This window comes from Enterobacter sp. E14S, from assembly GCF_055666685.1.
In genome coordinates this window covers 26,321-49,747 of the sequence record NZ_JBVODQ010000007.1, presented here as the reverse complement: position 1 = coordinate 49,747, position 23,427 = coordinate 26,321, and the positions used below count along the sequence as shown (strand labels likewise).

The 23,427-nt window shown below is 56.3% G+C and carries 19 protein-coding genes and 1 pseudogene; 4 read left to right on the top strand and 16 right to left on the bottom strand.

Annotation, left to right across the window (positions count from 1 at the left end):
• Positions 1–11: 11 nt before the first annotated feature.
• The 6 genes from ftsB to cysG all read right to left on the bottom strand — a co-directional run bounded on the left by ftsB (position 12) and on the right by cysG (position 5,190).
• Positions 12–323, bottom strand: coding sequence for a cell division protein FtsB (gene ftsB / locus ACZ6J2_RS15025; RefSeq protein ID WP_008499609.1), 312 nt, complete (start codon positions 321–323; stop codon positions 12–14).
• Positions 324–489: 166 nt separating this feature from the next.
• Positions 490–816: a DUF3561 family protein gene (locus ACZ6J2_RS15020; RefSeq protein ID WP_008499610.1), complete on the bottom strand. Its 327-nt coding sequence runs from the start codon at positions 814–816 to the stop codon at positions 490–492.
• Between the two features lie 58 nt (positions 817–874).
• Complete coding sequence (cysC, locus tag ACZ6J2_RS15015) at positions 875–1,480, bottom strand: adenylyl-sulfate kinase (RefSeq protein WP_032660281.1); 606 nt, start codon at positions 1,478–1,480, stop codon at positions 875–877.
• Complete coding sequence (cysN, locus tag ACZ6J2_RS15010; RefSeq protein WP_023308996.1) at positions 1,480–2,904, bottom strand: sulfate adenylyltransferase subunit CysN; 1,425 nt, start codon at positions 2,902–2,904, stop codon at positions 1,480–1,482. The genes cysC and cysN overlap by 1 nt, the downstream gene beginning before the upstream one ends.
• A gap of 9 nt (positions 2,905–2,913) precedes the next feature.
• A complete protein-coding gene (cysD, locus tag ACZ6J2_RS15005) occupies positions 2,914–3,822 on the bottom strand; it encodes a sulfate adenylyltransferase subunit CysD (protein WP_010434549.1) in 909 nt (302 codons plus the stop codon).
• Positions 3,823–3,831: 9 nt separating this feature from the next.
• A complete protein-coding gene (gene cysG / locus ACZ6J2_RS15000; RefSeq protein WP_059446891.1) occupies positions 3,832–5,190 on the bottom strand; it encodes a siroheme synthase CysG in 1,359 nt (452 codons plus the stop codon).
• Positions 5,191–5,427: 237 nt separating this feature from the next.
• Between cysG and ACZ6J2_RS14995 the strand changes: the two genes are divergently transcribed.
• Positions 5,428–6,471 carry an aminopeptidase gene (locus ACZ6J2_RS14995; protein WP_167819053.1) on the top strand — a complete coding sequence of 348 codons (1,044 nt, stop codon included), beginning with the start codon at positions 5,428–5,430 and terminating at the stop codon, positions 6,469–6,471.
• Positions 6,472–6,588: 117 nt separating this feature from the next.
• On the opposite strand, the gene cysH is transcribed toward ACZ6J2_RS14995, so the two are convergent.
• Genes cysH through cysJ form a run of 3 tightly spaced genes read right to left on the bottom strand, consistent with a single transcriptional unit; the run spans position 6,589 to position 10,856 of the window.
• Entirely contained in the window at positions 6,589–7,323 is a 735-nt protein-coding gene (cysH, locus tag ACZ6J2_RS14990; RefSeq protein WP_023308999.1) for a phosphoadenosine phosphosulfate reductase, read from the bottom strand.
• A 15-nt stretch (positions 7,324–7,338) separates the two neighbouring features.
• Positions 7,339–9,051 carry an assimilatory sulfite reductase (NADPH) hemoprotein subunit gene (gene cysI, locus ACZ6J2_RS14985; protein WP_033146414.1) on the bottom strand — a complete coding sequence of 571 codons (1,713 nt, stop codon included), beginning with the start codon at positions 9,049–9,051 and terminating at the stop codon, positions 7,339–7,341.
• Positions 9,051–10,856: an NADPH-dependent assimilatory sulfite reductase flavoprotein subunit gene (gene cysJ / locus ACZ6J2_RS14980; protein ID WP_471726066.1), complete on the bottom strand. Its 1,806-nt coding sequence runs from the start codon at positions 10,854–10,856 to the stop codon at positions 9,051–9,053. The genes cysI and cysJ overlap by 1 nt, the downstream gene beginning before the upstream one ends.
• Positions 10,857–11,162: 306 nt before the next feature.
• Here cysJ and queD point away from each other — a divergent pair, with 306 nt between their 5' ends.
• Entirely contained in the window at positions 11,163–11,525 is a 363-nt protein-coding gene (gene queD / locus ACZ6J2_RS14975) for a 6-carboxytetrahydropterin synthase QueD (RefSeq protein WP_023309002.1), read from the top strand.
• A 28-nt stretch (positions 11,526–11,553) separates the two neighbouring features.
• On the opposite strand, the gene queE is transcribed toward queD, so the two are convergent.
• The 3 genes from queE to ACZ6J2_RS14960 are packed head-to-tail and all read right to left on the bottom strand — an operon-like array spanning position 11,554 to position 14,546.
• Positions 11,554–12,225, bottom strand: a complete 672-nt coding sequence (gene queE, locus ACZ6J2_RS14970) for a 7-carboxy-7-deazaguanine synthase QueE (protein ID WP_023333236.1) — start codon at positions 12,223–12,225, stop codon at positions 11,554–11,556.
• Positions 12,226–12,279: 54 nt separating this feature from the next.
• Positions 12,280–12,987, bottom strand: coding sequence for an N-acetylmannosamine-6-phosphate 2-epimerase (locus ACZ6J2_RS14965; protein WP_471726065.1), 708 nt, complete (start codon positions 12,985–12,987; stop codon positions 12,280–12,282).
• Positions 12,987–14,546 (bottom strand): PTS transporter subunit EIIC, encoded by a 1,560-nt coding sequence (locus ACZ6J2_RS14960; RefSeq protein ID WP_471726064.1) that lies wholly within the window; start codon positions 14,544–14,546, stop codon positions 12,987–12,989. Before ACZ6J2_RS14960 ends, ACZ6J2_RS14965 begins: the two co-directional genes overlap by 1 nt.
• Before the next feature lie 165 nt (positions 14,547–14,711).
• Between ACZ6J2_RS14960 and ACZ6J2_RS14955 the strand changes: the two genes are divergently transcribed.
• Together ACZ6J2_RS14955 and ACZ6J2_RS14950 are read left to right on the top strand one after the other, a co-directional pair.
• Complete coding sequence (locus ACZ6J2_RS14955) at positions 14,712–15,536, top strand: MurR/RpiR family transcriptional regulator (protein ID WP_471726063.1); 825 nt, start codon at positions 14,712–14,714, stop codon at positions 15,534–15,536.
• A gap of 358 nt (positions 15,537–15,894) precedes the next feature.
• Positions 15,895–17,004: an SDR family oxidoreductase gene (locus ACZ6J2_RS14950; RefSeq protein WP_471726062.1), complete on the top strand. Its 1,110-nt coding sequence runs from the start codon at positions 15,895–15,897 to the stop codon at positions 17,002–17,004.
• A gap of 52 nt (positions 17,005–17,056) precedes the next feature.
• Here ACZ6J2_RS14950 and eno read toward each other — a convergent pair.
• From eno to relA, 4 genes and pseudogenes are all read right to left on the bottom strand, one after another.
• Positions 17,057–18,354, bottom strand: a pseudogene (eno, locus tag ACZ6J2_RS14945) (phosphopyruvate hydratase).
• 82 nt (positions 18,355–18,436) lie between these two features.
• Positions 18,437–20,074 (bottom strand): glutamine hydrolyzing CTP synthase, encoded by a 1,638-nt coding sequence (pyrG, locus tag ACZ6J2_RS14940; RefSeq protein ID WP_023309013.1) that lies wholly within the window; start codon positions 20,072–20,074, stop codon positions 18,437–18,439.
• Positions 20,075–20,297: 223 nt separating this feature from the next.
• Positions 20,298–21,089, bottom strand: coding sequence for a nucleoside triphosphate pyrophosphohydrolase (gene mazG / locus ACZ6J2_RS14935; RefSeq protein ID WP_471726061.1), 792 nt, complete (start codon positions 21,087–21,089; stop codon positions 20,298–20,300).
• A 67-nt stretch (positions 21,090–21,156) separates the two neighbouring features.
• Positions 21,157–23,388, bottom strand: coding sequence for a GTP diphosphokinase (relA, locus tag ACZ6J2_RS14930; protein WP_023309015.1), 2,232 nt, complete (start codon positions 23,386–23,388; stop codon positions 21,157–21,159).
• Between the last annotated feature and the right edge of the window lie 39 nt (positions 23,389–23,427).

Sequence of the window (23,427 nt, the reverse complement as noted above, 5' to 3'; positions counted from 1 at the left end):
CCTGGGCCTGATTATCGATTGTTTTGTGCTGAGCCCTGATTGCGTTTAGACGCATCCGGAACCAGACGATAAAAGGTTTCGCCCGGCTTAGTCATACTGAGTTCATTGCGTGCGCGTTCCTCAATCGCCTCTTGCCCGCCATTGAGGTCATCAATTTCAGCAAAGAGTTGATCGTTTCGCGCCTTAAGTTTGGCGTTTGTTGCCTGCTGAGCCGCGACGTCATCGCTCACCCGGCTATAGTCGTGCAGTCCGTTTTTACCGAACCACAGCGAATATTGCAGCCAGATTAGCAAAGCCAGCAACAGCAGCGTTAGTTTACCCATCCTGCCCCCTGAAAAACGGCATCATCATCCCAAGACTTCCCCAGAGCACTACGCCGGGGTAACAGAGATGCCGCAACATCGCGGGCAAATGTACCACATTTTTTCCGCAGAATCGTCCTGCACAATATCGTTACACAGTTGGTTACGGTTTGAATTATGGCTGACGTTAGCCCATGAGCCACAAAAATAACAGACCAAACATCAGAACCACCGTCACAATCGTGACCACGGTGCTGTAGAGGAGCTTACCGTTGAGCAGAGAGTGCAGCGCAATGCCGACAACAACCGCCACGGGCATCAACGCCAGAAAGAAAGGCCAGGTGTAGAGAAAGAAGAACAGCGTGTTGCCGCCGTAGATGAGAAACGGAATGCCAAGCGCCAGCAGCCATGAGACGAAGCCAATGATAGCCCCAGGAAATGACCAGGTCGTTTCGTCGTCGGTCGCTAGCGGCTCCGACCCGGTGGTGGTGATGTAATGTTCACTGTTGCGCATAGCTAATCCTGTGACCGTGACTCATCGTTCGGGAAGACAGCTCCCGAACGATACCGCCTCAGGATCTGATAATATCGTCCCGTCTGAGCAGGTCTAATAATTGGCTTACTAAATTTGTTACCAATTGTTGACCTTCCAGGTGAATCTCAGGCGATTCAGGCGCTTCGTATACCGCGTCAATGCCGGTAAAGTTGCGCAGTTCTCCGGCACGCGCTTTCTTGTACAGCCCTTTCGGGTCGCGCGCTTCGCAAATCTCCAGCGGCGTATCGACAAACACCTCGATAAAGCGATCCTGGCCCACGCGTTCGCGCACCATCTGGCGCTCGGCGCGGTGCGGAGAGATAAACGCGGTCAGCACCACCAGCCCGGCATCCGCCATCAGGCTGGCGACTTCGCCCACCCGGCGGATGTTCTCTTTGCGGTCATCGTCGCTAAACCCTAAATCGCTGCACAGGCCGTGACGTACGTTGTCGCCATCCAGCAGGTACGTGCTTACGCCCTGCTGATGTAACGCCTCTTCCAGCGCGCCCGCCACCGTCGATTTACCCGAGCCGGACAGCCCGGTAAACCACAGCACAACCCCACGGTGACCGTGGAGCCGTTCGCGCTGGGCGACGGTCACCGGATGAGGATGCCAGACGACGTTCTCATCATGGGCTGCCATTACTTGCCTCCCAGCAGATCGCGTGCGCCCCAGTGCGGGAAGTGTTTACGCACCAGCGCGTTCAGTTCCAGCTCGAAGGCGCTGAATTCAGACGTCGCGGCAGCCTGTTTAATCGGTTCGCGAACCATACCGGCCCCGACGGTAACGTTGGTCAGCCTGTCGATAAAGATAAGACCTCCCGTGACCGGGTTCTGCTGATACGGATCCAGCACCAGCGGTTCGTCGAAGGTCAGATCGACCAGACCGATGCCGTTCAGCGGCAGCTCGGTGACGTCACGCTGGGTCAGGTTGTTGATATCCACCTGGAACTGAATACCGTCCACGCGGGCGCGGGTTTTCTTGCCGGCAATTTTGATGTCATAGCTCTGGCCAGCGGTCAGCGGCTGTTCGGCCATCCAGACCACGTCCACGGAAGCCCCCTGCACTGCCGCCAGCGTTTCCTGCGCGTCGACCAGCAGGTCGCCCCGGCTGATATCAATTTCGTCTTTCAGCACCAGCGTTACGGCTTCACCGGCGCCCGCTTCCTGCAGGTCACCGTCGAAGGTGACGATGCGGGCGATAGTCGATTCCACGCCGGATGGCAGCACCTTGACGCGCTGACCTACCTTCACGGAGCCTGATGCGAGGGTACCTGAGAAGCCGCGGAAATCGAGGTTTGGACGGTTCACGTACTGCACCGGGAAGCGCATCGGCTGGGTGTCGACCACGCGCTGAATTTCAACGGTTTCCAGCACTTCCAGCAGCGTCGGACCGCTGTACCACGGCATGTTCGCGCTCTGGGAGGCGACGTTATCCCCTTCCAGCGCCGAGAGCGGCACAAAGCGAATATCCAGGTTGCCCGGCAGCTGTTCGGCAAAGGTCAGGTAGCTCTGGCGGATCTCCTCGAACTTCTCTTCGCTGAAGTTCACCAGATCCATCTTGTTGACCGCCACCACCAGGTGTTTGATCCCCAGCAGCGTCGAGATAAAGCTGTGACGACGGGTCTGATCCAGCACGCCTTTACGCGCGTCCATCAGCAGGATCGCCAGGTCGCAGGTGGAGGCACCGGTCGCCATGTTGCGTGTGTACTGCTCGTGCCCCGGGGTGTCAGCGATAATAAATTTGCGCTTCTCGGTAGAGAAGTAGCGGTAGGCCACGTCGATGGTGATGCCCTGCTCGCGCTCCGCCTGCAGGCCGTCCACCAGCAGCGCCAGGTCGAGTTTTTCACCCTGGGTGCCGTGACGTTTACTGTCGTTATGCAGGGAAGAGAGCTGATCTTCGTAAATCTGGCGCGTATCGTGCAGCAGGCGGCCAATCAGGGTACTTTTCCCGTCATCCACGCTGCCGCAGGTCAGAAAACGCAGCAGGCTTTTGTGTTGTTGCGCGTGCAGATACGCTTCCACGCCGCCTTCGTTGGCAATTTGTTGAGCAATAGTGGTGTTCATGGCGGCTCCTTAGAAATAACCCTGACGTTTCTTCAGCTCCATGGAGCCTGCCTGGTCGCGGTCAATCACGCGCCCCTGTCGCTCGCTGGTGGTGGACACCAGCATCTCTTCGATGATCTCCGGCAGCGTCTGCGCGCTGGATTCCACCGCGCCGGTCAGCGGCCAGCAGCCGAGAGTACGGAAGCGCACCATCTGTTGTTTGATCACTTCGCCCGGCTGCAGGTCGATGCGATCGTCGTCGATCATCATCAGCATGCCGTCGCGCTCCAGCACCGGGCGCTCGGCGGCCAGATACAGCGGAACGATCTCGATGTTTTCCAGATAGATGTACTGCCAGATATCCAGCTCGGTCCAGTTGGAAAGCGGGAAGACGCGAATGCTTTCGCCTTTGTTGATCTGACCGTTGTAGTTGTGCCACAGCTCCGGACGCTGGTTTTTCGGATCCCAGCGGTGGAAGCGGTCGCGGAAGGAGTAGATACGCTCTTTGGCGCGGGATTTCTCCTCGTCACGGCGCGCACCGCCGAAGGCCGCGTCAAAACCGTATTTATTCAGCGCCTGCTTCAGCCCTTCGGTTTTCATAATATCGGTGTGCTTGGCGCTGCCGTGCACGAATGGGTTAATGCCCATCGCCACCCCTTCCGGGTTTTTATGCACCAGCAGCTCGCAGCCGTAAGCCTTCGCGGTACGGTCGCGGAACTCGTACATTTCGCGGAATTTCCAGCCGGTATCCACGTGCAGCAGCGGGAACGGCAGCGTGCCCGGATAAAACGCTTTACGCGCCAGATGCAGCATGACGCTGGAATCTTTACCGATGGAGTACATCATCACCGGGTTAGAAAACTCGGCGGCCACTTCGCGGATGATATGGATACTCTCCGCTTCGAGCTGCCGCAGGTGTGTAAGACGTTTTTGGTCCATAACCGTTCCTTAAGCCAAATTTACGACAGAAGAACCAAAGCCTTCTGTATCGGTTGTGTGTTGGAACCAGGCGAGCGTGCTGTGCAGCTGCACCACTTCACCCACCACGATCAGGGCGGGCATCGGGGCGTCTTTCGCCAGGGTTGCAAGATGTTCCAGCGTGCCCGTCGCAACGTGCTGATCGACGCGCGTGCCGCGAGAAATGACGGCAACGGGCGTCGTCGCCTCGCGACCGTGCTGAATAAGCTGTTCGCTGATATCCGCCGCCTTCATCGTGCCCATGTAGATCGCCAGCGTCTGGCGGCTCTGGGCGAGATGCGACCAGTCGAACGGCGTGCTGTCGGCCTTGTAGTGGCCGGTCACAAAGGTCACGCTCTGGGCGTAATCGCGGTGGGTCAACGGAATACCGGCGTAGGCCGTTACCGCAGAGGCCGCCGTGATGCCGGGCACCACCTGGAACGGAACGCCCGCTTCGGCTGCCGCCTGCAGCTCTTCGCCGCCGCGACCGAAGATAAACGGATCGCCCCCTTTCAGGCGCACCACGGTTTTACCCGCTTTGGCGGCGTCAACGAGCATCTGGTTGGTGTCGTGCTGCGGCACAGAGTGCTCGCCAGCCCGTTTGCCGACGCAGATTTGCTCCGCGTCGCGACGGATCAGCTCGCGCACGCCGTCGGTGACCAGATGGTCGTAGAACACCACGTCAGCGTCCTGCAGCACCTGCAGGCCGCGCAGCGTCAGAAGCCCGGCATCGCCCGGCCCTGCCCCCACCAGAATGATCTCCCCGCCCGTGCTGCCGGGGTTATCCAGTTCGTCCTCGAGGATTTTCTGCGCCGCCGTCTCATTACCGGCATGCATCAGGCTGGCAAAGCGGCCGCGAAACACGCGTTCCCAGAAGCGACGGCGTTCCGTTACGCTGGTCAGGCGCGTTTTAAGGTGGTTGCGCCAGAAGCTGGCTTTTTCCGCCATGCGCCCGAGGCTGGTCGGCAGCAGCGCCTCGATTTTTTCACGCAGCACGCGCGCCAGCACCGGTGCGGTACCGCCGGAGGAGATCGCCACCAGCAGCGGAGAACGGTCAACGATCGACGGGAAGATAAACGAGCATAACGGCTGGTCGTCCACCACGTTCACCAGGCGGTAACGGGCCTGAGCGGCGTCGGAAATCCGCCGGTTCAGGTCGCGATCTTCGGTCGCCGCAATCACCAGCACTACGGTATCGATTTGTGATTCGTCAAAATCCGCTTCTGCCACTACCCGCACCTGCGCCCCTGCGCGCTGCAAAAACGCGATTTTGCGATCGGCAATTTCACCCGTGCCAACAACCAGCACCGGCTTCTCTTTTATCGCAGCAAATAAGGGCAGATAGTCCACAAGCAACAACTCACTAACAACGAGGAATAAAGGGACTATAGGGGGCGGCTTAGACCGAATGAAATTACGAATTGGAATGAGTAGTTACTCAATGGAATAACGCCGTGAAAAAGCTAATACCAAAAAGTGCTTAACACGCGAAATATCGGGCATTTAAGAGCAATTCAAATTGTGTATGGGCGATCACAGTTTCATACTAGGCGGGTTAATATTTTGCTCTGTTTTTAAGGACTCACTATGTTTTCCGCAACGCGCCACCGTATTGCTGCCCTGGCGCTCGGCGTTTGCTTTATTCTTCCTGCCCAGGCAAAAAACCAACCTTATGGTGAAATCGCCACTATGCAGGCGCGGCATATTGCCACCGTCTTTCCAGGCCGCATGACCGGTTCCCCTGCGGAGATGCTCTCCGCGGACTATCTTCGCCAGCAGTTTGCCGGGATGGGATATCAGAGCGATATCCGGTCGTTTCACAGCCGCTACGTCTATACCTCACGAAATAAAACGAAAAACTGGCATAACGTGACCGGCAGTACGGTTATCGCGGCGCATGAAGGTCGCGCGGCTGAACAGATTATTATCATGGCGCACCTTGATACCTACGCCCCGATGAGCGATGCCGATACGGATAACAACCTCGGCGGGCTGACGCTGCAGGGCATGGACGACAACGCGGCGGGCCTGGGCGTGATGCTCGAACTGGCCGAGCGGATGAAAGATATTCCAACCCAGTATGGCATTCGTTTCGTGGCTACCAGCGGTGAAGAAGAGGGCAAACTCGGCGCTGAGAATCTCCTTAAACGCATGAGCGCTGAGGAGAAGAAAAATACGCTGCTGGTGATCAACCTCGATAACCTGATCGTCGGCGATAAGCTTTATTTCAACAGCGGACAGAGTACGCCGGGACCCGTGCGGAAACTGACGCGCGACCGGGCGCTGGCGATTGCCCGCAGCCATGGCGTTTTTGCCACCAGCAACCCCGGCGGTAACCCCGATTATCCGCGAGGAACGGGCTGCTGCAACGATGGGGAAGTGTTCGATAAGGCGGGCATCCCGGTGCTGTACGTGGAAGCGACAAACTGGGCATTGGGCAAGAAAGATGGCTATCAGCAGCGGGCTAAATCGAAAGCCTTCCCGGACGGGACAAGCTGGCACAACGTGATGCTGGATAATCAGCAGCACATTGACAGCGCGCTGCCTCAGCGCATTGAACACCGCAGTCGTGATGTGGTTAAGGTCATGCTACCGCTGGTGAAGGAGCTGGCGAAAGCGGGGAAAGCCTAGTGCTTATTTTCCCCTCACCCCTGCCTTCTCCCCAAAGGGGCGAGGGAGAAAAGACGGCTCCGAGCAATCCCCTCTCCCCTTTGGGGAGAGGGTTAGGGTGAGGGGGTGGATAAGGAATCATCCTTCGTGCAGCCCGCACTCGCGCTTCAGCCCAAAGAATCGCGTCTCTTCTTCCGCCATTCCCGGTTCCCATTTGCGCGTGGTGTGGGTATCGCCCACTGACAGATAGCCCTGGTCCCACAGCGGATGGTACTTCAGCCCGTGTTTTTGCAGATACTGATACACCGTACGGTTATCCCAGTCGATAATCGGCAGCACTTTAAATACCCCGCGCTGGACCGCCAGCACCGGTAAGGTTGCACGGCTGCCGGACTGCTCGCGGCGCAGCCCCGCAAACCACGTTTGCGCATTGAGTTCTTTCAGCGCCCGGTTCATCGGCTCGACTTTGTTGATCTCATTGTATTTCTCAATGCCCTCAACGCCCTGCTCCCACAGCTTACCGTAGCGCGCCTCCTGCCAGGCCGCGCTTTCCGTCGCGCGGTACACTTTGAGGTTCAGCTTGAGCTTGTCCGTCAGCTCGTCAATAAACTGGTAGGTTTCAGGAAACAGGTAGCCGGTATCGGTGAGGATCACCGGAATGTCCGGACGGATCTGATTCACCAGATGCAGGCTGACCGCCGCCTGAATACCAAAGCTCGACGAGAGCACATAGTCTCCCGGCAGATTTTCCAGCGCCCACGCCACGCGCCCTTCGGCGTCCAGCTTTTCAAGGTGGGCATTGGTTTCTGCCAGCGCCAGAATGCGTTCGACTTTTGGCAGGTCATTAAGGGCGTTTAGATCGAGTACGGACATAGTTACCTCTCGTGGTTACTCCCAGAAATCCCTTGCGGGATCGAGCACCGGGCGAATGATGCCCGCACGCACCGTAAAGTCGCCGAAGCCTTCACCCGCTTCGCGCTCTTTCGCCCAGCGCCCGACAAGCTCGTCGATGGAATCAAGGATTTCCGGCTCGGTAATGTTCTCGCGGAACATACGCGGAATGCGCGTGCCGATACGGTTACCGCCCAGGTGCAGGTTATAGCGCCCCGGCGCTTTCCCCACCAGACCCAGTTCGGCCAGCATCGCGCGACCGCAGCCGTTCGGGCAGCCGGTGACGCGCATAACAATATGCTCGTCCGGAATACCGTGTTTTTCCAGAATCGCCTCCACTTTGTCAGTGAATGACGGCAGGAAACGTTCCGCTTCGGCCATCGCCAGCGGACAGGTCGGGAACGACACGCAGGCCATGGAGTTTTCACGCTGCGGCTTAACCGCATCCATTAACCCGTGGTCGCGTGCCAGCTTCTCGATCTTCGCCTTCTGGCTCTCCGGCACGCCGGCAATAATGAGATTCTGGTTAGCGGTAATGCGGAATTCGCCTTTATGGATCTTAGCAATTTCCAGCAGACCGGTTTTCAGCGGACGGCCCGGATAATCCAGAATACGGCCGTTTTCAATAAACAGCGTCAGGTGCCATTTATTATCGATACCCTTCACCCAGCCAATGCGATCGCCGCGACCGGTGAATTCGTAAGGGCGGATCGGCTCAAACTTGATGCCTGCGCGACGCTCCACTTCCTCTTTGAACGTCTCAACGCCCACGCGCTCCAGGGTGTATTTGGTTTTCGCGTTTTTACGGTCGGTACGGTTGCCCCAGTCGCGTTGGGTGGTTACTACCGCTTCCGCCACGGCCAGCGTGTGCTCCAGCGGCAGGAAGCCGAACTCGCTCGCGGTACGGGCGTAGGTTTTCTTATTACCGTGCTCAATGGACAGGCCGCCGCCCACCAGCAGGTTAAAGCCAATCAGCTTGCCGTTTTCGGCAATCGCCACGAAGTTCATGTCGTTGGCGTGCAGATCGATATCGTTCTGAGGTGGGATCACGACCGTGGTTTTAAACTTACGCGGCAGATAGGTCTGGCCAAGGATCGGTTCTTCGTCCGTGGTCGCGACTTTTTCCTGATCGAGCCAAATCTCCGCATAGGCGCGGGTGCGCGGCAGCAGGTGCTCAGAGATCTTCTTCGCCCACTCATAGGCTTCGGCGTGCAGCTGGGACTCATACGGGTTCGAGGTGCAGAGCACGTTACGGTTCATGTCGTTGGCGGTCGCCAGCGCGTCCAGCCCGACCGAGTGCAGCATCTGATGCACCGGCTTGACGTTCTTCTTCAGAATGCCGTGGAACTGGAATGTCTGACGGTTGGTCAGGCGGATGCTGCCATAAATCGTGTTTTCACCGGCAAACTTGTCGATGGCCTGCCACTGCCTGGTGGTGATCACCCCGCCCGGCAGACGGCAGCGCAGCAGCATCGCATGACGCGGCTCCAGCTTCTGTTCGGCACGCTCGGCGCGGATGTCGCGATCGTCCTGCTGGTACATGCCGTGGAAGCGGATCAGCAGGAAATTGTCGCCTTTGAAACCGCCGGTGAGACCGTCATTCAGATCTTCAGCAATGGTGCCGCGCAGATAGTTGCTTTCCAGCTTCATGCGCTCGGCGTCTGTCAGTTTACCTTCGACCACCAGTGGCCCTGGATGTTTTTCGCTCATTAGTAGACATCTCGCTGATAACGGCGCTCAACGCGCAGCTCACTTAAAAATTCATCCGCCGTTTCGGCATCCATACCGCCGAATTCGGCAATCACTTCCAGCAGTGCCTGCTCAACGTCTTTCGCCATGCGATTGGCGTCGCCGCAGACATAAATGTGGGCACCGTCATTGATCCAGCGCCACAGCTCTGCGCCCTGTTCGCGCAGTTTGTCTTGTACGTATACTTTTTCTTTCTGGTCGCGGGACCAGGCCAGATCGATGCGGGTCAGTACGCCTTCTTTCACATAGCGCTGCCACTCAACCTGGTAGAGGAAATCTTCGGTAAAGTGCGGGTTGCCGAAGAACAGCCAGTTTTTACCCGGCGCTTCATCTGCCGCGCGCTGCTGCATGAAGGCGCGGAACGGCGCAATGCCGGTGCCTGGGCCAATCATGATGACCGGGGTTTCCGGGTTCGCCGGCAGGCGGAAGTTGTCGTTGTGCTCGATAAAGACGCGCACTTCGCCCTCTTCTTCCACGCGATCCGCCAGGAAGCTTGATGCCCCACCCGCGCGGGCGAGGCCTTCGATGTCATAGCGCACCACGCCTACGGTAACATGCACTTCACTCTCCACTTCGGCCTGCGAAGAGGCGATGGAGTACAGGCGCGGGGTCAGCGGACGCAGCAGGCCGATCAGCGCATCGGCATCCAGCTGAGCCGGAGAGAAACGCACCATATCGACAATTGGCGTCGTCGCAGCGTAATGCTGCAGCTTCGCTTTGTCACCCACCAGCGGCAGCAGGGATTCGCTGCGCGTTAAGGTGGCATAATTTTCGACGATATTCGGGGTATTCACCGTCAGTTCGAAATGCCACTGCAGCGCCTCTGCAAGCGGCTGGGTTTTGCCGTCAACGGTGACGGGCTCGTCACCCTTCAGCCACAGCAGCTCAACCAGCTCTTTCACCAGCGCCGGATCGTTCTGGTACCAGATACCCAGCGCGTCGCCCGGCTGATAGCGCAGGCCAGAGTCGCCGAGATCGATTTCGATATGGCGCACGTCTTTTTCCGAGTCGCGTCCGGTAATTTTCTGGTTCACCGACAGGCTCGCCGTCAGCGGCGCCTCTTTGGTGTACGGGCTGGTGTGAATGTCGTTGACGGCCCCCGTCGCGGTGAACGCGGCCTGCGCCGACGTCTCTTTCGGCACGCGCGCTTTCAGCACCTCAACGATGCGGGCACGCCATTCGGCGGCGGCGGTCTGATATTCGACATCCGCGTCAACGCGGTCCAGCAGGCGCTCCGCGCCCAGCTCCGCCAGCCTGCTGTCGAAGTCTTTACCGGACTGGCAGAAGAATTCATACGAGGTATCGCCAAGGCCAAATACGGCAAACGCCGTGCCATCCAGCTTCGGCGCTTTTTTCGAGAACAGGAACTTATGCAGCGCCACCGCTTCTTCAGCAGGCTCACCTTCGCCCTGGGTAGAGGCGACCACCACCAGCAGTTTTTCTGACGCGATTTGCTTAAATTTATAATCCCCGGCGTTGACCAGGTTCACGTTCAGTTTAGCGGCCAGCAGGTCGTCACGCAGCGCTTCGGCCACGCGACGCGCATTGCCCGTCTGCGAGGCGGAAATCAGGGTTATGGCCGGAATTTCAACGGCCGTTGCCGGTGCACCCGCCACAGCGCCTGGCTGCTGATTGAGCATTCCCCAGAAATAACCGGAGACCCAGGCAAGCTGAGTGGGAGAAAAATCAGAGGTGGCAGCCTGAAGGCGCGCCAGTTGCTCCGGGTTCAGGGGAAGCAAATTTGAAGGTGGGGCCTGTGTTGTCATGCGTCGTTATGTTCCAGTAGCCAAGCGGACTTTAAGCGAATAAATCCAAACTGAAGATAAGGTTAACGGCGAGGATAATAACAATTAAAGAAGGGATGGAAATAATAAATAACCAAATGGACTAACCTGTTTTAGTTGTCATACTTAACGATAAAACCGATTAATTAAACCACTGAAAATTATCGATAAAACCCACAAAAAATGCCCGTTAACGAGACGCCTGGCCTCAGAGCCGTTTTAGTTAATGCTAAAAATTGTGCTTTCCGGTACTATGCGGCGGTTTTTTCCGCATTACTGAGAGCGATCATGTCCACCACACTGTTTAAAGATTTCACCTTCGAAGCCGCCCACCACCTTCCGCATGTCCCTGAAGGGCATAAATGCGGCCGTCTGCACGGGCATTCGTTCATGGTGCGTCTTGAGATCACCGGTGAAGTTGATCCGCATACCGGTTGGATCATGGATTTTGCCGAGCTGAAGGCGGCGTTTAAGCCGACCTACGATCGTCTGGATCATTACTACCTGAATGATATCCCGGGCCTTGAAAACCCGACCAGCGAAGTGCTGGCGAAATGGATTTGGGATCAGATGAAGCCGCTGGTGCCGCTGCTGAGCGCGGTGATGATCAAAGAGACCTGTACCGCCGGCTGTATCTATCGCGGGGAGTAAAAAAAGCCCGGCTAAACCGGGCTTTTTTTTAGGCAATATTCAGGTACTTGTGCGTCTGCATCGACAGGCGCCAGTTGCGCGCAATACAGGTTTCAATGCACAGGCGCGTCGCGTCGTCTTTCTGGCTGATCGGCTGTAGCGCAATGACGCGCTGCTTTTCATCCGTCAGCGTGGCCAGCAGTTCATCCAGCGCTTCGATATCACGCACGCGCCCAACCGGGTGCTTAATCTCATCCGCGCGTTCCAGCGCCTGAGACAGCACGTCATACCCGCCGCGCATATTCACTTTTGGCGATACCGTCACCCAGGTGGTGTGTGAACAGCGCACTTCATGGGTGCCGCTGGTTTCAATCTGGCAGCTGTAGCCGTTCTTTTCGAGCAGCTCGGTCAGCGGCGTCAGATCGTGGATGCAGGGCTCACCGCCGGTGATCACCACGTGGCGCGCCGTCCAGCCCTGACGACCAATAATGGCCAGCAGATCTTCTGAACTGCCCGCGCCCCACTTATCGCTCTCTTTGGTTTTCGCCAGAATGCTAAACAGCGACACTTCCCGATCTGCGAGCTTATCCCACGTATGTTTGGTATCACACCAGGCACAGCCAACCGGGCATCCCTGTAAACGAATGAAAATAGCGGGAACGCCGGTAAAGTAACCCTCGCCTTGCAGGGTCTGGAACATCTCGTTAATCGGGTACTGCATAGTCATCTCAGTAAAGGGGATAAACGATAAGTATCGCAGATCCCCGCCGGATGGTCATGCTCCATCGGTGCTTTGCGCGCCAATCGCCGCCATAAAACGCTCGGTAATTTGCTGTGGACGGGTGATCGCGCCGCCGACGACGACCGTATGCGCGCCTAGCGCCAGACATCTGGCCGCGCGTTCAGGCGTATCCACGTTGCCTTCGGCAACCACGGGAACCGTAACGGCTGCCAGCACGGCCTTCAGGAACGCGCAGTTATTTTCCGGAAGCGAATGACCCGCCGTTTCCGCCGTATAGCCGTAAAGCGTGGTGCCGACGCAGTCAAAGCCCAGCGCCTGCGCCGTCACGGCTTCCTCCACGGAGGAAATATCCGCCATCAGCAGCACCGCGGGATAGCGTGAGCGAATGCGCGTGACCAGCGTTTCCAGTGATTCCCCACCGGGACGCTTCCGCGCCGTCGCATCAAGCGCAATGATTTCCGGAGAGGCGGCCATGAGCTCATCCACCTCTTTCATCGTGGCGGTGATGAACACCTCGCTGTCCGGGTAATCCCGTTTGATGATGCCGATGACAGGCAAAGAGACCTGCTGCTTAATGGCCTCGATATCCACCACGCTGTTGGCACGAATGGCAGCGGCTCCGCCCTGCGCCGCCGCCAGCGCCATCCGCGACATAATAAACGGACTGTGCAGCGGTTCATTCTCAAGCGCCTGACAGGAGACGACCAGTTTTCCCTTCAGGTTATCCAGTACAGTTTTCATTACGATAAGATCTCTTCCACTTCATTTTTGATAATCGTGACGTGCGGGCCATAAATGATCTGAACACCGTTACCGCGCACGATAACGCCGCGCGCGCCGGTGGCTTTCAGCGCCGCGTCATTCACTTTGCTGCCGTCCTTCACCGTGACGCGAAGACGCGTGGCGCAGCAGTCCACCTCTTCCAGATTCTCTTTTCCGCCTAATCCCGCGATCACCGCAACGGCGCGCTCGCTCTGCGAGAAGGTCACCTCACTGACCATCGCCTCCTTTTCCCGACCCGGTGTGGCAAAATCAAAGCGGTTAATCAGATAGCGGAAGGTGAAGTAGTAAAGGAAGAACCACGGCACGCCCACCAGCGGAACGAACATCCAGTTAGTTTTGGCCTCTCCCTGCAAAATGCCGAACAGCACGAAGTCAATAAAACCACCGGAGAAGGTTTGCCCGATGGTGATATGCAGCATATGTGCAAGCATGAACGCCAGCCCGTCAAACAGCGCATGAATGACGTAAAGCACAGGCGCAATAAACAGGAAGGAAAACTCGATAGGCTCGGTAATTCCGGTCAGGAACGAGGTTAGCGCCGCAGAGAGCAGCAGCCCGGCAACGCGCTTTTTGTTCTCCGGTTTTGCCGTGTGGTACATCGCCAGACACGCGCCGAGCAGGCCAAACATCATCGTAATAAAGCGCCCGGACATGAAGCGGGACGTGCCCTCATAGAAATGCTGCGTGTTCGGGTCGGCCAGCTGGGCGAAGAAGATCCGCTGTGTGCCCTCAACGAGGTGACCGTTGACAATCTCGCTGCCGCCGAGCGCGGTGGTCCAGAACGGCAGATAGAAGATGTGGTGCAAACCAAACGGGCCCAGCATGCGTAAAATGAAGCCGTACAGCAGGGTGCCCAGATAGCCGGTGGCATCCACCAGCCCGCCGAGACCAAAAATCAGTTTCTGGAAATGCGGCCAGACCACGGTCATGAGCGCACCGACGAGTATCGCCGCCAGCGAGCTGATGATGGGAACAAAGCGCGAGCCACCAAAGAACCCGAGGAACTGCGGAAGCGCAATTTTATTAAACCGATGATGGAGCGTGCAGGTCACCAGACCAATCACCACGCCGCCAAACACGCCGGTTTCCAGCGTCTGGATCCCCAGCGTCATGCCCTGCCCAACTGCACCCGGATTCTCATGCGCCAGTTTGCCGGTGAGGATCAGCAGCGCGTTGATGGTGGCATTCATCACCAGAAACGCGAGTAGCGCCGCCAGCCCAGCCGTGCCCTTATCGCTTTTTGCCAACCCGACGGCTACCCCAACCGCAAACAGCACCGAGAGGTTTGCAAACACGATTGAACCGGCGCTGCTCATGATGGTGAAAATAGCCTGAAGCCAGCCCACATCTAAAAACGGATAAGCCGCCAGCGTATTGGGATTCGATAATGCGCCGCCTATCCCCAGCAGCAGGCCCGCCGCGGGCAGCACGGCAATCGGCAACATAAAGGATTTGCCAAAGCGCTGCGCTTTTTCAAACCATCCTCCTGAAGAAGCCCCACTGAATATTTGCATCATTTTTTCATCTCCCCGTTAAGCGATGAAAATTTTTACCACATAAATATTTAATAGTGAAAATTATCATCACAAACCAGGACGACGATCATACTTTTTCAAAATGACTGGCATCTTTCCCCCGCTTTCCGCCACACTAGTCGCAGAGAAACGCATTAAGGATCGAGCATGTCAGACCATGAAAACCTGCTGCTGAAGCTACGCCAGGAGGCTTCCGGGTACAGCCCAACACAACAAAAACTCGGTGAGTTTGTCATCAGCGATCCAGCCCGGGTGCTCTACCTGACGATCACCGAGCTGGCGCGCGAGAGCCACACCAGCGAGGCCAGCGTCACGCGTCTTTGCCGGACGCTGGGCTGCAAGGGCTATAACGAATTTAAAATGGCGCTTGCGCTGGATATTCAGCAGGGCCAGCCCGCGCGTCAGGCAGGGGATGAGATTGATAACGTCGTGGATGAGTCGGTGCAGGCTTTGCAGGATACCGCCAGGCTCCTCGACCGCGCGCTGCTTGAAAAGGCCGCGCTGGCGCTGCATCAGGCGCAGTCGGTGCAGATTTATGGCGTTGCGGCCAGCGCGATCCTCGGGGAGTATCTGCATTACAAGCTGTTGCGTCTGGGGAAACCCGCACAGCTGTTTAGCGATATGCACCGCGCGGCCATGAATGCGTCAACGCTTTCAAAAGAGACCCTGGTGGTGGCTATCTCCAGCTCGGGTTCAACGCGGGATTTACTCCACGTGGTGAAGCTTGCCCGCAAACGTGGCGTTAAGGTACTGGCTCTCAGCAATACGCCCCGCAGCCCGCTGGCGTCCCTGAGCGACATGCAGCTGGTGGCCGCCAAGCCAGAGGGGCCGCTTAGCGCGGGCGCGCTCAATGCTAAGGTTGGAGTCATGCTGCTGGTCGAGCTGCTGACCACGTCCATGATCGCGCTGGATGGTCATTACGGCGACGTTAGCCAGCAAACAGCCAGCGCCACGCTTCCCCTTTTGCTCTGAAAATAATTCGCAGGCTAAATAAATCGGCCTGCGACTTATGTTGTCTGATTTGAGTTAAGTGGTATTTAAAACATTTATTCGATAAATGTTTGGTGTAACAAATTATTATATTTATTACATTTTGAATTACGTTCACCATTCCACACAGACCCCATAAAAACATTTAAATTCAATTAGTTAAAATTTAAATTTTAATAGAGTGAATTTTTACCCTTGCGATACTGTCCAATATATCCACCTGATTTCCTTTCCTTAAAATAAGCTTAAGACGCCATTGATTTCGGCGTTTTATTATTTAAATGCCGTTTACTTTTGCACGCCTACAATCCGCCTCATCAATCATAATGAGACGGTATTAATGAAGATGTTATTGATTACAGGCGTGACCGGATTTCTGGGCGGTGCAGTTCTTGAAAAAATCCTGACCAGCGATCAACCCGCAAAACTCCTTTTGCTTGCGCGCGCCAGCGATCCGCAGAGCGGGCTGGAGCGCGTGCTGGAGAACATGCGCAAGTTCAACGTTCCCGAGGACAAACTGGCCTCTCTGGGCGTGGATAATATCCTGATTGGCGACCTCAGCCAGCCGGATGCCTTCCTGAACGATCCCCGTCTGGATCGCGTCACGCACGTGGTTAACTGTGCGGCCGTCGCCTCATTTGGTAATAACCCGCTGATCTGGAAGGTCAACGTTGAAGGTACGCTCGCGCTGGCGCGCCGTATGGAGCAGGTTACAGGACTGCAGCGTTTCCTCCACGTCGGCACCGCAATGTCATGCACGCCGGAGCAGGATTCACTGGTCGCCGAAAGCGCTGAGTTCAGAGAGAATGCAGAACACCTGGTGGAATACACGTTTTCGAAGTCAACTATCGAACAGCTGATGCGCCAGGAGTGTCCGAACCTGCCGCTGCTCATCGCCCGTCCGTCCATCGTCGTCGGCCATACCCGTCACGGCTGCACGCCGTCGAGCAGCATTTTCTGGGTCTTTAGCATGGGCCTGATGCTGCAGAAGTTTATGTGCTCAATGGAAGACAGGATCGACGTTGTTCCGGTGGATTATTGCGCCGACGCGATGTTAATGCTGCTCAACAGCAACGCTCGTCCGGGAGAAGTGGTGCACATTTCTGCGGGAGAAGAGAACAGCGTTCGCTTTGCGGATATCGATCAGGCAATGGCGCAGGCGCTGGAGAAAGCCCCCGTCGGGGATAAATATGCGCAGGTCAGCTACGAAACGCTGGTCAGAATGCGCCGTGAGCTGAAACATATTTTTGGGCCGTGCAACGAACGTCTGATGCTGAAAGCCATGCGTTTATACGGTGCGTTTGCCACGCTTAATGTGCGCTTCAGCAACGATAAGCTGCTGAGCATGGGGATGCCGAAGCCGCCCCGGTTTACGGATTATATCGCCCGCTGCGTGCAAACCACCCAGGGGCTGACCATTCCGGAGCAAATGGCGGTCGATTTTAAATAGCAAAAAAAATGCCAGTCTTTCGACTGGCATTTTCATTTTAAGGCTTAAGCAATTATGCCTGGCCTTTGATCTCTTTCAGACCGTTGTATGGTGCTTTTTCGCCCAGTGCTTCTTCGATACGAATCAGCTGGTTGTATTTAGCAACACGGTCAGAACGGCTCATAGAACCGGTTTTGATCTGGCCTGCAGCGGTACCCACAGCCAGGTCGGCAATGGTAGCGTCTTCAGTTTCGCCAGAACGGTGAGAGATAACAGCGGTGTAGCCAGCGTCTTTCGCCATTTTGATCGCAGCCAGAGTTTCGGTCAGAGAACCGATCTGGTTGAATTTGATCAGGATGGAGTTAACGATGCCTTTTTCGATACCTTCTTTCAGGATCTTGGTGTTGGTTACGAACAGGTCGTCACCAACAGCTGGATTTTGTCGCCCAGTACTTTAGTCTGGTATGCGAAGCCAGCCCAGTCAGACTCGTCCAGACCGTCTTCGATAGACACGATTGGGTACTGTTTGGTCAGGTCTTCCAGGAAGTGAGTGAACTCTTCGGAGGTGAACGCTTTGTTGCCTTCGCCAGCCAGAACGTATTTACCGTCTTTGTAGAATTCAGATGCTGCACAGTCCATCGCCAGGGTGATGTCTTTGCCCAGCTCGTAGCCAGCAGCTTTAACTGCTTCTGCGATAACGGCCAGTGCTTCTGCGTTAGAACCCAGGTTTGGCGCATAGCCACCTTCGTCACCAACAGCAGTGTTCATACCTTTAGCTTTCAGAACTTTAGCCAGGTTGTGGAACACTTCAGAACCCATACGTACGGCTTCTTTCAGGGATTTCGCGCCGACTGGCTGAATCATGAATTCCTGAATATCAACGTTGTTGTCTGCGTGCTCACCACCGTTGATGATGTTCATCATTGGTACAGGCATGGAGTATTTGCCTGGGGTGCCGTTCAGTTCAGCGATGTGCTCGAACAGTGGCATACCTTTAGCAGCTGCAGCTGCTTTGGCGTTCGCCAGGGAAACTGCCAGGATTGCGTTCGCACCGAAGTTAGATTTGTTTTCAGTACCGTCCAGATCGATCATGATCTTGTCGATGCCAGCCTGGTCTTTGGCGTCTTTGCCAAGGATTGCCTGAGCAATAGGACCGTTTACAGCGCCAACCGCTTTCAGTACGCCTTTGCCCAGGAAGCGGGATTTGTCGCCATCGCGCAGTTCCAGCGCTTCGCGAGAACCAGTAGAAGCACCTGATGGAGCAGCAGCCATACCAACGAAACCACCTTCCAGGTGAACTTCGGCTTCAACGGTCGGGTTACCACGGGAGTCGATGATTTCACGACCGATGACTTTAACGATTTTGGACATTAGATTTTCCTCAGTACAAGTTAAACTAAAACTCCAGACAAACAACGCGTACCAAAGGTACGCGTTGCCGTTCTAACTTTTTTTACTTCGCCTGACGCTTCTGGTAATCGCTGGCGGCCTTCACGAAGCCTGCAAACAGCGGATGCCCGTCACGTGGCGTTGAAGTAAATTCCGGGTGGAACTGGCAGGCGACAAACCACGGATGGTTTGGCACTTCAATGATCTCGACTAACTGATCATCCCCGGAGCGGCCCGCAACACGCAGGCCCGCGGCTTCAATAGGTTTCAACAACATGTTGTTGACTTCATAGCGGTGACGATGGCGCTCGGTGATCACCGGCTCGCCGTACAGCTTGCGAACCACGCTATCGTCAGACAGCTGGCAGGCCTGTGCGCCAAGACGCATGGTGCCACCCAGATCGCTCTTCTCGGTACGGACTTCGACGTTACCTTCTTCGTCACGCCATTCAGTGATAAGCGCCACAACAGGGTACTTACAGTCTGGCACAAATTCCGTAGAGTTCGCGTTTTCCATTCCCGCTACGTTGCGCGCAAATTCGATCAGCGCAACCTGCATACCCAGACAGATGCCGAGGTATGGAATATTGTTTTCACGCGCATAGCGCGCGGTGGCGATCTTGCCTTCAACACCACGGTAGCCGAAGCCGCCAGGGATGAGGATAGCATCCAGATCTTTCAGGATTTCAACGCCACGCGTTTCAACATCCTGCGAATCAATCAGCTTGATGTTCACGGAAACACGGTTCTTCAGACCACCGTGTTTCAGCGCTTCGATCACTGACTTATAGGCATCCGGCAGTTCAATGTACTTGCCGACCATACCGATAGTCACTTCGCCTGCCGGGTTGGCTTCTTCATAAATAACCTGTTCCCATTCAGACAGGTTCGCTTCCGGACAGTTCAAGCTGAATCGTTTACAAATATAATCGTCCAGGCCCTGAGATTTCAACAGGCCCGGGATTTTATAAATGGAATCGACATCTTTCATTGAAATAACGGCTTTTTCAGGCACGTTACAGAACAATGCAATTTTCGCACGTTCGTTCGCCGGAACCGCGCGATCGGAGCGGCAAACCAGAATATCTGGCTGAATACCAATAGAGAGCAGCTCTTTCACAGAGTGCTGAGTCGGCTTGGTTTTCACTTCACCAGCGGCGGCCATGTACGGCACCAGAGTCAGGTGCATGAACAGCGCGTGCTCACGGCCGATATCTACCGCCAGCTGACGAATCGCTTCCAGGAATGGCAGGGATTCGATATCACCCACGGTACCGCCGATTTCTACCAGCACCACGTCGTGGCCTTCGCCACCCGCAACAATGCGTTCTTTGATTGCGTTAGTGATGTGCGGGATAACCTGAACGGTTGCACCCAGGTAGTCACCACGGCGCTCTTTACGCAGAACGTCGGAGTAGATGCGGCCAGTCGTGAAGTTGTTACGACGGGTCATTTTGGTGCGGATGAAACGCTCGTAGTGGCCAAGATCCAGATCGGTTTCAGCGCCGTCTTCAGTAACGAACACTTCCCCGTGTTGGATTGGGCTCATGGTGCCCGGATCGACGTTGATGTACGGATCCAGTTTCATCATGGTCACATTGAGGCCACGGGCTTCAAGAATGGCTGCGAGGGAGGCTGCGGCAATGCCTTTACCCAGAGAGGATACGACCCCGCCGGTCACAAAAATATAGTTCGTTGTCATGCTGAACCTGAGAAGTTAGGGTGAAACGATGGAATAACCAGGACGGGAAAGTAGTATACCCGAACACGGCGAGCGCCACAAACTTTCATTCTCCGTCTCCATTCCAGGCCATGACAAACATAAGGAGTGAGAAAATAGCCCCTTTTGGGTAAATGTTTTTGACGCAAATCAAGCGCTTGTCATTTAAAAAATCACACAAATTGCGCTTGATCGCAAAATCTCGTTAGAGATCAGATTCCTGGCGCTTTACTTCCTGCCAGACTTCTTCCATTGCCTCGAGGTCAATTCCGCTCATTTCCAGGCCTCGCGAGGCGACAATCCGCTCAACTTCGCGAAAGCGTCGTTCGAATTTTAAGTTAGCTTTTTGCAGGGCGGTTTCCGCTTTTACACCCAGGTGGCGAGAAAGGTTGACGGCTGCAAACAGCAGGTCGCCCATCTCTTCCTCAAGCTTTGCTTCATCCACCACCGCCTGCTGCGCTTCGTGCATGACTTCGTCAATCTCTTCGTGCACTTTATCCAGCACCGGGCCGAGGGAGGTCCAGTCAAAACCCACGGCGGAGCAGCGTTTCTGGATTTTATGCGCGCGCATCAGCGCGGGCAGGCTCAGCGGAATATCATCCAGCGCCGAGTGCTGGGATTTTTCCGCCCGCTCGGCGCTTTTGATCTGCTCCCAGCGGGCCAGCACCTCGGCGCTGTTCCCTGCGGTGGCATCGCCGAAGATATGGGGATGACGACGCTCCAGCTTGTCGCTGATGGCAGCGCAGATATCGTCAAAGTTAAAGCGCCCCTCTTCCTGCGCCATTTGAGCATAGAACACCACCTGGAACAGCAGGTCGCCCAGCTCGCCGCGCAGGTCGTCAAAATCTTCGCGGGAAATGGCGTCCAGCACCTCGTAGGTTTCTTCGAGGGTATAAGGCGCGATGGTGGCGAAAGTCTGCTCTTTGTCCCACGGGCAGCCGTTTTCCGGGTCGCGCAGGCGTTTCATGATGCCGAGCAGGCGGTCGATTTGAGTCATAGTGTTTTCCATTAAAAAAACAAGCCGGGTGGCGGCAAAGCCTTACCCGGCCTACAGAAGAGTGTGTTTAACCGCCGTGCAGACGACGCGCGTCAATCACATCCGGCACCTGGTTCAGTTTGCCAAGCACGCGGCCCAGCACCTGCAGGTTGTAGATTTCGATGGTCATATCGATGGTGGCAAGCTGCTCGCGGGTATCGCTGCGGCTGGCGACGCCCAGGACGTTGACCTTCTCGTTGGCGAGAATGGTCGTGATGTCGCGCAGCAGGCCGCTGCGGTCGTTGGCAGTGACGCGCACCACCAGCGAGTAGCCGGCGGAATAGCTCTCACCCCAAACCGCTTCCACGATGCGCTCCGGCGCATGCGACTGCAGCTCGGCAAGCTGGTCACAGTCGGAACGGTGAATCGAAATCCCGCGTCCCTGGGTGATAAAGCCGACGATATCGTCGCCCGGAATAGGCTGACAGCAGCGGGCAATGTGGTGCATCAGGTTACCTACGCCTTCAACCACCACGCGGCCGTTGTCTTTGCTGCGCTGCTGCGGCGCGTAGGTTTTCTGCTGCAGCTGCTTCAGCGCCGCCGCGTCCTGCTCTGCCGCGCTTGGCTTATTGAACTGCGCCTGCAGGAAGTTCACCATCTGATTCAGACGGATATCACCGCCGCCAATGGCCGCTAACAGCTCGTCAAGCTCGTTAAAGTTGTAGCGCGGCAGCAGGAATTTCTCCGCCTCTTTCAGGCTTATCCCGATATGCTCCAGCTCGTCGTCGAGGATCTGGCGGCCGGCAAGGATGTTCTTGTCACGATCCTGTTTACGGAACCAGGCGTGAATTTTCGAGCGCCCTCGGCTGGTGGTGACGTAGCCCAGGTTCGGGTTAAGCCAGTCACGGCTCGGGTTGGGCTGCTTCTGGGTAATGATTTCAATCTGGTCACCCATCTGCAGTTGATAGGTGAACGGTACGATACGTCCGCCAATTTTCGCCCCAATGCAGCGGTGCCCCACATCGCTGTGGATGTGGTAGGCAAAATCGAGCGGCGTAGAGCCCGCCGGCAGGTCGACAACGTCACCTTTTGGGGTAAAGACGTACACGCGATCGTCAAAGACCTGGCTGCGCACTTCGTCGAGCATCTCGCCGGAGTCGGCCATCTCTTCCTGCCACGCAATCAGCTTGCGCAGCCAGGCAATGCGGTCTTCGTGGCCAGAACGCGCTCCACCGGACGTGCCTTCTTTGTATTTCCAGTGCGCGGCTACGCCCAGCTCGGCGTCCTCGTGCATCTGTTTGGTGCGGATCTGAATCTCGACCGTTTTGCCGCCAGGGCCAAGCACAACGGTATGGATAGACTGATAGCCGTTCGGTTTGGGGTTGGCGACATAGTCATCGAACTCATCGGGCAGATGACGGAAGTGAGTGTGTACTATCCCCAGCGCGGCGTAGCAGTCCTGCAGACGCTCCGCCACGATACGCACGGCGCGCACGTCAAACAGCTCGTCAAAGGCGAGGTGTTTCTTCTGCATTTTGCGCCAGATGCTGTAGATATGCTTAGGCCGGCCGTAGACTTCGGCGCGCACGTTCTCTTCTTTCATCGCCTGCCGCAGGCCGCCGACAAATTCCTCGATATAGTGCTCGCGGTCGATACGGCGCTCGTGCAGGAGTTTGGCAATACGTTTATATTCCGCCGGGTGCAGATAGCGGAAGCAGTAATCTTCCAGCTCCCATTTCAGCTGACCAATCCCTAAGCGGTTCGCCAGCGGCGCGTAGATATTTGTACACTCTTTAGCCGCCAGCACGCGCTCGTCTTCCGGCGCATCCTTCACCTCACGCAGGTGGGCAATCCGCTCGGCAAGCTTGATGACCACGCAGCGGAAATCATCCACCATGGCCAGCAGCATCCGGCGAACGTTATCGACCTGTTCTGAGGAGACGGAATCGGTGTGCGCGGCCTTCAGCTGGCGAATGGCCGCCATATCGCGCACGCCGTGGATCAGCGCGACGACGGATTTCCCGACGCTGTCGCGCAGCACGTCTTCGCTGACCACGTCCGCATCCGCGAGGGGGAAGAGAAGCGCGGCCTGCAGCGTTTCAATATCCATGTTCAGCATGGATAAGATTTCCACCATCTCCACGCCGCGCCACAGGAGAAGATCGGCATCCGGATGCCCCTGCGTAGTGCGCAGACAATAGGCCCAGGTTTCGGTTAAGCGTTCACACGACTGCTGGCTGGAAATTCCCAGACTTGCGATCCATTTTTGTGGGTCAAATTCCCCAGCTTTATTGAGATGTGCACTTCTTACCGCAACCATTGTCCTCTCCTTTAGGGACCTGGGCCTGTCGAAGTCGAC